11 protein-coding genes are annotated in these 12,180 nt (G+C 53.8%); 5 read left to right on the top strand and 6 right to left on the bottom strand.

Translation table 11 applies throughout. The annotated features are described in order from the left end of the window. The first annotated feature begins 84 nt into the window (after positions 1-84). Both AC07XZ_RS23155 and AC07XZ_RS23160 read left to right on the top strand, forming a co-directional pair. The gene (locus tag AC07XZ_RS23155; protein WP_256590574.1) at positions 85-987 is read left to right on the top strand and encodes a LysR family transcriptional regulator; all 903 of its coding nucleotides are present in this window, start codon (positions 85-87) and stop codon (positions 985-987) included. A gap of 402 nt (positions 988-1,389) precedes the next feature. Further along, positions 1,390-2,049, top strand: coding sequence for a hypothetical protein (locus AC07XZ_RS23160; RefSeq protein ID WP_256584385.1), 660 nt, complete (start codon positions 1,390-1,392; stop codon positions 2,047-2,049). A gap of 349 nt (positions 2,050-2,398) precedes the next feature. Here the strand turns inward: AC07XZ_RS23160 and AC07XZ_RS23165 are convergent, their stop codons facing one another. Both AC07XZ_RS23165 and AC07XZ_RS23170 read right to left on the bottom strand, forming a co-directional pair. After that, positions 2,399-3,385 (bottom strand): GAF domain-containing sensor histidine kinase, encoded by a 987-nt coding sequence (locus AC07XZ_RS23165; protein WP_305887954.1) that lies wholly within the window; start codon positions 3,383-3,385, stop codon positions 2,399-2,401. 6 nt (positions 3,386-3,391) lie between these two features. Continuing rightward, on the bottom strand, positions 3,392-3,592 hold the full coding sequence (locus AC07XZ_RS23170; RefSeq protein WP_256590575.1) for a hypothetical protein: 201 nt from the start codon (positions 3,590-3,592) through the stop codon (positions 3,392-3,394). A gap of 639 nt (positions 3,593-4,231) precedes the next feature. On the opposite strand from AC07XZ_RS23170, the gene AC07XZ_RS23175 reads away from it, so the two are divergent. Then, complete coding sequence (locus AC07XZ_RS23175; RefSeq protein ID WP_102687722.1) at positions 4,232-5,215, top strand: LLM class oxidoreductase; 984 nt, start codon at positions 4,232-4,234, stop codon at positions 5,213-5,215. Positions 5,216-5,443: 228 nt separating this feature from the next. On the opposite strand, the gene AC07XZ_RS23180 is transcribed toward AC07XZ_RS23175, so the two are convergent. From AC07XZ_RS23180 to AC07XZ_RS23195, 4 genes are all read right to left on the bottom strand, one after another. After that, the gene (locus AC07XZ_RS23180; protein ID WP_102687723.1) at positions 5,444-5,743 is read right to left on the bottom strand and encodes a putative quinol monooxygenase; all 300 of its coding nucleotides are present in this window, start codon (positions 5,741-5,743) and stop codon (positions 5,444-5,446) included. Between the two features lie 230 nt (positions 5,744-5,973). Next, on the bottom strand, positions 5,974-7,074 hold the full coding sequence (locus AC07XZ_RS23185; RefSeq protein WP_102687724.1) for a low temperature requirement protein A: 1,101 nt from the start codon (positions 7,072-7,074) through the stop codon (positions 5,974-5,976). A 98-nt stretch (positions 7,075-7,172) separates the two neighbouring features. Then, positions 7,173-7,712: a DsbA family protein gene (locus AC07XZ_RS23190; protein WP_078047886.1), complete on the bottom strand. Its 540-nt coding sequence runs from the start codon at positions 7,710-7,712 to the stop codon at positions 7,173-7,175. 11 nt (positions 7,713-7,723) lie between these two features. Then, positions 7,724-8,266 (bottom strand): redoxin domain-containing protein, encoded by a 543-nt coding sequence (locus tag AC07XZ_RS23195; RefSeq protein WP_102687725.1) that lies wholly within the window; start codon positions 8,264-8,266, stop codon positions 7,724-7,726. Positions 8,267-9,064: 798 nt separating this feature from the next. Here AC07XZ_RS23195 and AC07XZ_RS23200 point away from each other — a divergent pair. Further along, positions 9,065-10,822 carry a sensor domain-containing diguanylate cyclase gene (locus AC07XZ_RS23200; RefSeq protein WP_173892779.1) on the top strand — a complete coding sequence of 586 codons (1,758 nt, stop codon included), beginning with the start codon at positions 9,065-9,067 and terminating at the stop codon, positions 10,820-10,822. A gap of 620 nt (positions 10,823-11,442) precedes the next feature. Beyond that, complete coding sequence (locus AC07XZ_RS23205; RefSeq protein WP_102687726.1) at positions 11,443-12,132, top strand: lipopolysaccharide kinase InaA family protein; 690 nt, start codon at positions 11,443-11,445, stop codon at positions 12,130-12,132. The last annotated feature ends 48 nt before the right edge of the window (positions 12,133-12,180 follow it).

Genomic DNA, 12,180 nt, shown 5'->3' on the forward strand with positions numbered 1-12,180 from the left:
CTCTGTGATGAAGTCTAAGAAGGGTTCATTATTCCGATAAGCCACCCTTTGGCTTATGAAGCATCCGCATATTCAGGACAATCCATGCACAGAACAGGAATGACCGAGCTGGAAGTGGTTCTGGCCGTGGCGCGCCGCAGCAGTTTTCGCGGCGCAGCACAGGAATTGGGCATGTCCACCACCGCCGTGAGCAGCGCGGTGGCCGGCCTGGAAGCACGCCTGAAAGTGCGCCTGTTCAATCGCTCCACGCGCAGCGTGGCCCTCACCGACATTGGGCAACGCTATGTGGCACGTATCGCCCCTGCGTTGGCGCAGATCAAAAGTGCCGGCGAAGAAGCCAGCCTCGGCCCCGATGAACCCAGCGGCACATTGCGCATCAATGCACCGCATGGCGCGGCCTACCTGCTGTTGGATCCGCTATTGAAGCAGTACGCTCAGCGCTATCCCGAAGTGCGCATCGACATCGTCAGCGAATCAAGCATGGTCGACATCATCGCCGGTGGCTTCGACGCCGGGATCCGCCTGGCGGAGTCTGTGCCGCAAGACATGATTGCCGTGCCACTGTCAGGTGACATCCGGATGCTCGTGGTAGCAACGCCCGAGTACCTCGAACGCCACGGCGTGCCCGAGCATCCGCGAGATCTGCTTACCCACCAGAGCATCTGCATGCGCATGGCCCACGGTGGCCTCTACCAGTGGGAATTGGAGCGCGATGGCCAAAAGCTGCAGATGGATCTGCCGGTGCGCTTCGCCTCCAACGAGTTGCTGGCCATCAAACAGGCCGTGGTGTTGGGCCTTGGCATTGGTTTCATTTCCGAGTGGTTCATCCAAGAAGAACTGGCGAGCGGCGTCCTGGTGCCGGTGTTGATGCCATGGTGCCCGTCGTTTGGCGGGTTGAGGCTCTACTACTCGGGCCATCGCTTCGTGCCGGCGCGATTGCGCGCACTGATTGAACTGGCGCAAGAGTTGCAGCCCACGGTGGTTTGATAATATTCCGCCGCCTTTTTATCGTCCCCCCTTCGGCCAAAAAAACACCCATCAGAAAGGACCGCTTTCGGCCAAAAGCGGACTCTCACGATAGCTGCTTTTTGGACGCCAGCGCACGACGCGGCGTCTGACCCAAAATGGATCTCAGTCGCGCGCTAGCTGTCGAGAAATTCAAACGACGAGTTTTAGCAGATTTTCCAACAGCTCTTTAAACTCAGCGCGATCTGTATAATTTTCCCGGTGCGTAGACCGGTGGAGGATCTGCTCAGCCGTCATCAGCGGCCAGAGTTTGTCGATCACATCGTCCGCTTTGATGTTCTTATCTCAGAACCCAATCTCAACGACGGCTATTTTCTCCTGCTCTCGCGATTGCTTGACTCGTAGAGTGTTGAAGGAAGAGATTTGCAAAAAAATATTCGTCATTTACATGTACCTTCCAGCAGCAAAGGACGCTTGATGAGAACCCCGCTACTCGCCCTTACCCTCGCAGCTCTATTGAGCGCATGCGCAATCCCTTACGAAACCCCGGAAGCCCGCGCCAATATTGAACGCGATCTGAAGCTCAGCGCAGACGAAATCGTCACTATCACCGAAACCAACTGGTGCTTATCTCCCTATGGTGATTTGCAAGTGTGCAGACCCAAGCAAGGCCTGGGTGTGCTGACCAAGAGCAAGCTAGTGCTGGCCTTCTATAAGGGCGGCATCTACCAGCAAGCTGAAGTCATCAACGCCAGCGATGTGCAGTGTGCCCACCTGCAAAGTGGCAGAGCCGCAGCCGATACCTTCTACCTATTCAGTGAACGTTGGGCCGCCATGCTGGCGCCAATTACCGTGGGAGGTGCTTTGGCCCTCGACAAGAAAGCCCAGTTCCTGAGCGTGCTAGTGCCGCCAAACACTGAGAGCTTCACGGCTGCGCAAGGAAATTTTATTCAGGTCACCGATCGCAAGAATTACTCGGCTGTGGCGGTACCAGGTACCAAAACCTATATAGGAACCAGCGAGAGTATTCGCCAGATTTTTAATCCGTGTACGCAGGGAAAGAATCGCTCAGCCGCATCCTAAGTCCTGACCTGTCCTGACCTTTCGAGTGAAACAGTCCCAGCAGCAATTGAAGCGCAAGTAGTTCAATGCAAGCCCGATGCGCCGGGCCTGTCGAGAGCCGACAGTCGGCTGCCGACAGTTACAGACACAATGAAAAAGAAGGGCTGCATTGGGTCGTTTTCTGCCTCTCGCGACGGGCAGAAAACGGCCAGAAGCGGACATCGTCTAAAGGAAGCCTTCGGACTAAAAGAAGGACTTTGTCTTAAAAAGCCGATAGGCTCATGTACTTATTATCAGTAAAAATCCAGGCGAAGGGACATGGCACTGTCTAAAGGCGATCAACAATGATCTGAAGGATGAAGATCGTTGTTTAGGCACATTTGAGACGAGCGGGAAATCTTGCTACGAAACAAGTTCCCGATTCGAGTGTGGACACCACGCTCAGGTTGCCTCCGTGCGCAGTGGTAATTTGGGAGGCGATATAGAGTCCCAAGCCCAAGCCTTCACCACGTTGTCCAGCCTCTGATCGGGTGAAAGGTTCAAACAGCAAGGGCGACAAGTGCGGCGGTATCGGGGGGCCTTGGTTGGTCACAGATATAACAATTTCGTCCACTTCAGTGTCGGCCTTAACAGTGATAGGCGACGCTAATGAGCCGTGGGTGACTGCGTTTCCCAACAAGTTGGAAAGCAACTGGCTGATACGCAGAGGGTCACAATAGACACCGGCCGGTATGTCTACCAACTCAATAAATGTAGCTCGAGGGTGCGAGATTTGAACCTCATTCAGAGTCAAATGTAGTGTGTTGCCCAGATCATCGACAAGTTGGCGTTTGATTGGAATTCCGCTCCCCATTCGACCCCGGGCAAAATCCAGCACGTTTTCGATCAGGTTTCCCATGCGTGTGGAGCTAGTACGAATGGCTGAAATTAAGCTAAGCGATCTTTTGTCCGTTGTTTTGGTTTCCAGCAGATCGGCGCTCATACGAATGGCGCTCAATGGCGTGCGCAGATCATGCCCGAGTACGGCGACGAATTGCTCGCGCAACCTTCCGTGCTCCTGGGCATTAACTAACTCCGCTTGGGCAAGCTCGAGATTATTCTGGGCATCGAGGCTCAACGCTATCAATTGGGCGAAAAGCGTAAGTGTGTTGGCAATGGCCGGGTCATCGAGATGAGCAGGCACAGAGTCGATGGCACACAGTGTCCCAAAAAACTCGCCGTTTGCCTTTATGATCGGAATAGAAATATAGCTTTCCAATCCATAGGTTCTGGGCGTGTGATGCAGGGAAAAAACGGGATGTTCACTGGCGTGGCCAAAAATGACCGGTTTTCTGTGCTGCCGAATTTCATGGCAGATCGTTGACTAAAGCACCAGCTCGTCGCCAGGTTTCAAGCCGAACTCAATGGAGTCATCTACTGCGCACGCCACCCAGTTTTTTTCAGTGACCCTGGCGACAGCGGCGAACCGCATTCCAGTGACGTGCTTGACCATGCTCAATATCACCGGCACAGCTTTGATGCGGTGGATAGCATTAATGTCTTGAGAGAACTCTTGGCTGGTCATAGATCTGCGGTTCAAATGAGTGCGTTCAGAGAATATTCCTAATTATCTAACGTTTCCAATAAGCTATTTCATCAAGCTTCACGTCACTAGGGCCAAAACCAGCGAGTGTCATAACGGCCGCCTCCGGCGGTCGATGAAATGGACATCGACTTCGTGTTGACATTCCTCCAATGACTATTTTTTGCCGCTTTCTACCCGTTACCGTGGCAGCTTTTGGCCGAATGCTGCCCTCCGCGACAGGCAGCAATCGGCGAATAGCGGCCGTTCTGGAATGGCAGGAAACGACCGATAACTGCCTTCGATATGCGACTTTCGCCCGTCAGTGGCTCGATTGCAAGAATATGGCGGAGAGCTGCAAAACCGCCTACGCTTATAGAATGATTCCTCGAACGCCTTGCCCATCTGGTGGTATAGAGCCGAGAGATCTGACTTCCTTTGACCGTCCGCTTAATACCCACCCGGACCAACCCGCGCCTATCGCCAGCAACTGCCCCCTGAGTCCGGTCCACACGACCAGCAGTACGGCGCAACGGGTAAAAGCCAGACCCAGTCCCCCCACCTGCCGTTCAAAAGCGACCGATGCCGCAGCACCTCTGGAAACGGGGGCGCTGTTCACGTTCTGCCATGAGGTCAATCCGTATGTATCGGCCGAGCACGATTCCTTACCAGCAGCATCGAGGGTTCAGCCGAACCTTCACTCAGGGGCATTTGAGCCTTGGATTATTCTTTCCCATGGAGGCGTTCGACGGGGACACTCCGAGCATGCTCAACCAGGTCACACTGGCTAAAAAAGCCGAGGCGCTGGGCTTCTGCGCGCTCTGGTTTCGCGACGTGCCGCTTCGCGACCCTGGCTTCGGCGATGTCGGCCAAGTCTTCGACCCCTGGGTTTACCTGGGTTATATGGCCGCCCATACCTCGGAGATTGCACTTGGCACCGCCTCCATCGCCATCCCGCTGCACCATCCCCTGCACACGGCCAAGGCGTCAGCCAGCGTCGATCAGTTGAGCACTGGTCGCTTGATTCTGGGGGTTGCTTCGGGAGATCGGCCAGTGGAGTTTTCGGCGTTTGGCGTCGATCCCGAAAGGCGTGGAGAGATCTTTCGAGAACACTACGAAGTGATTCGCCGCGCCCACAGCACCAGTTTTGAGCCCATCCACTGGAGCACTGGTGAAATGCAAGGCGCAGACCTGATTCCGAAACCTACCACCCAATTCATTCCAATGCTCGTGACCGGCAACAGTCGCCAGTCACTGGATTGGATCGCGCGTGAGAGCAACGGATGGATCAACTATCCACGCATTCCGAACATGCAGCGGCTGGTCGTGGAAGATTGGCGACTGGAGGTCACGAAACAATGTGGCTCTGTGTACAAGCCCTTTACTCAGTCGCTGTACATCGATCTCGATGAAAATCCGTCCACGCCCCCCACACGTATCCATTTGGGTTTCAGACTGGGACGTTACCATCTACGGTTTTTGCTGGAGTCGCTTGAGGAAATCGGCGTGGACCACGTCATTCTCAATCTCAAATACGGCAAGCGCCCTGCGGCGGAGGTTATCGAGGAATTGGGTACGCACATCGTTGCGCAGTTCGGAGTGCAGCCGCGTCCGGCAGCGCATTGAACATCGGTCACTGCTACGCCGACGAATGCTCACTTGACGAAACCATAAAGTGTCACGGCGCGGATGACCTCCGGATCTACATCAATGATGGAGATCTTCGCGCCATGAGCGACCGGTGCCCGGCAAGCAATCTACCCTACCCAGCCTAAACCCGTGATGAGCACATTGCCTTGCAGATTCTGTGCGGCTTCCACGCCGTCCATGGACACGATTTGCGCGCGTATCCTTTCAGGGTAGCTTGGCCGCAAGGACGTCAACCTTCTCGATTGATGGCGGTTCGGCAAACAGCTCGGCAGCGTTTGCCATAAGCGCCGCCGCGACCTTGCCCGAAAGATGAGCCTGCCGGCCCGCTTCATCCGGGAATGCGTCAAAGATGCCAAAGGTAGACGGCCCCAAGCGGATTCCAAACCAGGCTGTAGTGGCTGGCTCCTCCTCCACTAAAGGAAGGCCGCTCAAGAGAAAGCGCTCCACCTCTTTCTCTTTCCCAGGTTTTGCTTCCAGACGAACGAACAACGCTACTTTGACCATGACGTGGCTCCTGTTGTTACGATGCGGCTGGTGCTATCTGGTCGCAATAGCTAAAAGGGGCATCCGGCAATTAACTATGGTCGACGACACCAGGATTACAAACCCAAAGAGACCAAGGGTAGCGTCGCATGTCGCTTGGACACTGAGAATGACGTAGTAGGTAGGCAGCGCGCAAACCGCAGACCAGCCGCTTGATCACTTTTCCCGAGCTGTGGCCTGATAATCAAGACTCAACGATATCTGAAATTCAGGAGAACATAACAGATCATGGTGACTGTCAAGCCGACCAATATGTACTCGACACGCGGTAGAAATATAACTAACCCACCTAAAGAAAACACGATCAAGGTGTTTTGCAGTATGTATTTCCTTATTCGACTCACAGCTATGAAATAGCCATATTGCTTCCCCAGGAAAAACAAGACCATGCCGGTGATCGACATAATCTGGAAATCGCGCATCGCAATGTCGTTCAGGATCGCATGCCTGATCAAATTTGCCAGAAGTGCCAGCCCCATAAAAAGAAAAAGGTGCGAGTAGATCAAGGCGTGCCCACTCATACTGCTTTGATGTTTGTTCAATAAATAAAAACTATCAAAATAGATCCACCAGATACTGCAAATCATGATAAATCCGGTGATGGCCGCCATCACATTATAATAACCCCATTGAATGTTAGATAAGCCTCCAGAAAGGCTAATAATTGACTCCCCCAATAAGATTAGGGTGAGTAGACCTATGCGCTCAACCAAGTGTTCCGTGTGTGCTGGCAACGGTTTTAGTTTAGTCCAGAAAAATACAGGAAACAGAATATCAAGAATAATCCCAATATAAGCAACAAGGTAACGCAAGGGCGGGTCAAAAATAACGGATGAAAGGCTAATAACTGCGCTAACTAATAGGGCAAAACCAAGCCTTGAGGAAAGTTCGCCGCGAGAATCGAGTTTACTAATGGATGAAATGTACATAACACTGATGATCGCTCGTATTCCAAAATAGCAGGCAATAATAAGCGGGTAGTTCACTTTCAGGTCTTCTCCGATCCGTGCCGATAGCACAATGAGCAGGAGCATTATGAATAATGTTGCCAAACGGTGAAGATTGCTGTCTGTATCGAACCTGTTGGAGTAAATCGTGTGACTGGACCAGATCCACCACAACGGTACAAAAAGCAGTAAGAATGTCCATAATTGCTTATGTTCAAAGTGGCCGTCATGAACATGTCCGAGAGTGTGCGTAACCTGGCCTATCGTAACAACGAAAGTCAGGTCAAAAAACAACTCCAACCATGTGGCGTGTCGATTTTCTTCATAATACTTCAAAGATTTCATTAGTTGCCGGCTCCGTGTCCACCTCTTTAATGTAAAAGGAAGCTAACGTTGGTTTTTCCTCGGCTCCGATGTGGGTGATGCCAAGCCGATTTGGCTCTCTAGCGATTTCGTCCACGCACTAACAAAAGCTCAATCATCTGACTCATCCCGATGAACTCTGGAACTCCGTCATAGCGAAGCCCGTCAATGTAAAACGCTGGGGTGCCATTCACGCCGCTGCGTACACCGCCGTTGAAATCGGCTTGTATTTTGGGAATGTAAGTATCCTCTTGCATTGCAAGATCGAATTCCTCCTTGGGAAGGCCGTGTTTGAGAACGATGGCGCGATACAGCGGCAGGCCCAATCGATCCTGATTTTCGTACAATTCGTCGTGGGCCTCCCAGAAGAACCCTCGACTCCCGGCATACTCCGCGGTGACCGCTGCACCCAATGCATGCGGGTGAGCGGTGGTCAGAGGAAAGTTACGGAATACGAACAGCAAATCATCGCGAAAATGCTGCTGCAGATTCTTGACCATCCAATAAGCTTCACCGCAATAGGGACATTCATAGTCGCCAAATTCCACCAAGGTGACCTTGGCATGCGCACTTCCCTGGCGATGGTCGTTGGCACTTACCGGGACTTTGAGAGTGGCCATGTAATCACCTGTTAATTTTTGGTTGGCGTGCTTTGTGGCGAATTCACCAGAGCATCCAGCGCATCCAGAATGCCGTCCGCCCCAGGGTTGATTGCCATTGGTGAGACGTAGCTCCAGGCAACCACCCCCTCCTTGTCAATCACGAACAGTGCCCTCTTACAAACTCCGAGCTGGGACTCGTACGCTCCATACTGTCGTGCCACCGCCCCTTTGGGCTCGAAATCGGCCAGCAGGCTGAAGTGGAAATTTCGATCTTTGGCAAAGGCCTGATGACACCAGGCGCTGTCAACCGAGATACCCAATAGCACCGCACCGTATTCTCTGAAGGTGGGTAACAACTGGTTGTACAAGGTCAGTTGGTCACCACACACCGAAGTCCAGTCAGCGGGATAAAACGCCAGTATCACGGGATTTCCCTTTAGCTCACGCAGCGACAACTGTTGATCAGGGGTTGCGTGAAGAGTGAAGTCGGGCGCGACAGTGCCGGCCGGCAGCGGACCCTGAACCAGGTCGCCATTGGTTTTTTGTGCATCATCGAACTCTAAAGTATTCATTGCTTGAACCTTGATAGATGGGTGGTTGGGACGTGCTCAGTGGGATGCGACGTGCCCGACGGGATAACTCCATCCACCATCAAGGGGTTCAAAAAAAGACAACGCTGCCTCGATCTCAGCCTGAGCCTGAGTGATTTCGGCAGCGAAACATTCACGTTCCGCATCAAGGAACACAAGAAGATCCGCCGTGTAATCGCGGAATTGGATTAGGCCAGGTTGGCAGGGGAATGGTCAGATTCGCTCTGGCTCACCAATGACTATAGTCGTTGATGACGCTTGCCGTAGTCGCTGAACGAATTTTCGGTACCCTCAAGTGCCAACAACACTTACGCGCTTATCTTGCTGCCATTTCAGGCGGCGCTTTAACACGATGATTTTGGCAGCTATTTCGCCACTTCAGACAAATCTACATCTGCTTTCTGGACGACAACGGCTGCCCGTTACGACAAGCAGAAACCGACCAGAGGCAGACGACTCGGCCCCTTACCTCCAGCAGCCAGTCAAATCGTAAACATAAGTCTGTAACCAGCAGCTGGCTCGTCATGACCCGAGTCGGGCTGACGGAGTAGGTAAACCAGAGCTATTTATTCACCGGATGAGGGTTGGCCATCGCCAGCGAATATAGGGACTCGAGTCCGTCCCTTTTCGGTTCCACTGAGACAACGGCAGGGGCTGCCAGCCAATTCGTCACGGTTTAACGAAATGATGACGGCAGAAAGCTATTATTGTTAAGTTTTCCAACCCCAAGCCGATAATCGCCGGGAGGCACAACTCGTACCCCGGAGTGGAGAAGTCCGAATGTTGTCCAGCAGATCCAAGTCGTCAGAAGATTCCCGAGACGAGCGCTTCGACGGCCTGCTCCATATGGTCAGGCGGCAGTTCGGTGTCGTGGCCGTCCTGCTGACAACCGGCGCACAGGATCTACAGCGCTTTTGTGCTGGCGCCGGCCCGATTGTACGCGACACACTGCCAGACCTCCGCATGCCGCTTCCCTCCGATGCCAATGCCCATACACTTCTGCTTGTACCCGATATCAGCCGCGACGAGCATCTGCGCAATCACCAACTAACAAAAACGTTTCCCTCGCTGCGCTTTCTCGCCGCCTGCCCACTGCAAGCGCCAGGTGGAGGGCAGCTCGGCCTTCTCTGTCTGCTTCACGACCAACCGCGCGAGCTCGATGCCGAGCAACAAAAAGGGTTGCAGGAGTTCGCTCAATTGGCAGTTGGGGCGCTGCTGCTGAAGGATTCGGATCGAGCGGAGTTTGAGCTTCCGAGCGAAAACGATCGACGTAAGGCGCTGGCCATCGCCACTAGCGGCACCGGTGTTTGGGACCGAAACATGCTCACCGGCAAAGTCAACTATTCCGATAGTTGGAAGGCCTTGCTGGGCTACACCAACAACGAGATCGGCAGCGACCCTGCCGAGGCCTACACCCGCATCCATCCTGCCGACTTCGCATACGTGCTGGCCGTCTACCAGGAGGCCATCGACGGGCGCACCGAGGTTTTCGAAGTCGAGCACCGATTACGTTGCCGGGACGGCAGTTACAAGTGGGTCTGCAGTCGCGGCAAGGTGGTCGAATTTGACGGTGCCGGCAAACCCTCGCGCATGGTCGGAACCACCACTGACGTCACTGCAATGTACGCCCTGTCGGAACAGATACAGCTGAACGCCGCTCTGCTGACCGACCTGACCAACGAAATCCCCGGCATGGTTTTCCAGAGTCTGCGGCAGTTGCATGGACAGTACAGCTTTTCCTTCGTCAGCATCGGGGCCCGCGACATTTATGGAGTGACGCCGGAGCAACTGATGCAGGATGCCGACATGCTGCACATGATCATCCATCCGGACGATCTGACTGCCTACCTCGGCTCCCTGGAAGCGTCTGCGACGGATCTCAATCCCTGGAACCTAGAATACCGGGTACTGCTGCCCGGTGGGGGCGCCGCTTGGCGTCATGGTGCTGCGCGTCCCAGGGCACTGGCGGACGGGAGTGTGCTCTGGCACGGCATCATCACCGATGTCACCGAGCGCAAGCTAATCGAAGCAGAACTGCAGGTGCTCGCCAGCACGGATTCCTTGACGCAACTGTCCAATCGTCGCCACTTCATGCAGCACCTCGAAAGCGAGTTGGCGCGTATGCAGCGCTCTGCCGGCTATCCCGCGGTAATCCTGATGTTCGACCTTGACCACTTCAAAGCCATTAATGATCGCTGGGGACATTCGGTAGGTGATCTCGCGCTTCAGCACTTCTCGGCCATTCTCTGCACACAGCTGCGCAGAACCGATGCTGCCGGTCGCATGGGCGGCGAAGAGTTCGCAGTGGTGTTGAGCAATGCTTCCGTCGACGAGGCCAAAATCTTCGCCCAACGAGTCCAGGATGAGCTGGCCAGTGCGCCACTAGACCACGGAGACGAACGTCTGACACTGGCGGTCAGCGTAGGTATCGCCGCCCTCCATTCAGCCGATGTCAGCGCTGAGGCCAGCCTGTCGCGCAGCGACAAGGCGCTCTATTGCGCAAAGCGTGCCGGGCGCAACCGCATCGAATGTTATTGAAAGGTCGGGAGGGATTCAGACCTCAAAGCAGCGACATGCCAAGACGCAATGAGCCTCCAACGCCGCCTGAACAGCGACGATGATCATAATTTCAGCATGATTGGAAAAGCATCTAGTCTGTAGCGTTCCAGCGATCGTCTGCTTTTGGCCGTGTCCTGCCTGTCACGACTGACCAGGTTGGCTGCGAAAATCCCAATTCAGATGAAAGTCGCTTTTCCATCAAGCGCAACCTCTCGATTGCAGCTATGAAATTCAGGGCGATCATGAGCCTACCCAGAACGCCAGATAACCGGACAACTTCGTTTCCGCAAATAAGTATCCACCCCTTGATTTCAGAGGCCTCCAGAGCATTAATGAATACTGCCTAGCGGAAACGAGTACAAGTTAAGGCATTGAAATATATGGATTAATCTTCGGACTTGAAAGCCGTCGACTGTCCTGGCCGAAACCATTTCATCTCTCACGACTGCCTTTGGACCGTAGCTCCCGCTCAATAATGGATAAGCGCGTCATCAAAGGAACTAGCCCAATATTGAAACGTCTGTTTGAATAACGGCATGATGCCAGCCAGCAAAAAGGCCGATGGCGCAGCTGATAACAACACAAGAATGGAGTGCGCGATGAGCCAAACCGACCAAATTTTTCCCTATTGGTGGAATACATCAGGCCCTTGGGTAGAAGAACCCAACGTACGCAGGAGTGGCACGAGCGGAGTGCAGCGAGTTTTGCATAACGGTGCGACTGTGTACGTTAAGCGTCAGACGGGTCATTTGTTTCGCAGCCTGAGATATCCTCTGGGGCGCCCCACTACCTTGCGCGAAGGCCGCGCGCTCACAAAGTTACTCCACCTTGGGGTCAACGCCCCTCAACCGGTTTACTACGGTGCGCAAAAAATCAAAGGGGTCTGGCACGGTATCTTGGTCACCAAGGACTTGAACGGTTTCCAGGATTTGGAATCGTGGTACAACGAAGGTGCAAAAAACCAATACACGCCCAAGCAACTGGACAATGTGCTCGAAATACTCGCGTCATTGATGGCACGAATGCATCTCGGCCGCTGGCAACATGGCTGCATGCGCTCAAAGCACATTTTTATCAAAGTTCGCAATTCGTCGAGCGATCCCGAGTTCGAGCTTGCGCTGCTCGATCTCGAGAAGTCCCATGGGCGAATCAGCTCATTGCGGGCAGCTCGGCACGACATTTTGCAACTCAGACGCCATTCCTATTGGAGCGAACCGGAGTGGCAACACTTTCTTCGTCATTATGAAAAGCACCTGGGTCGACCAGTAATCACTCAGGGCCGTTCTTGAAAGCCCAACGAAGGCGGTAGGCGCTCACATCACATGAATGTCTGCATC

The organism is Pseudomonas sp. GW458-11-26-14-LB4 (assembly GCF_059423925.1).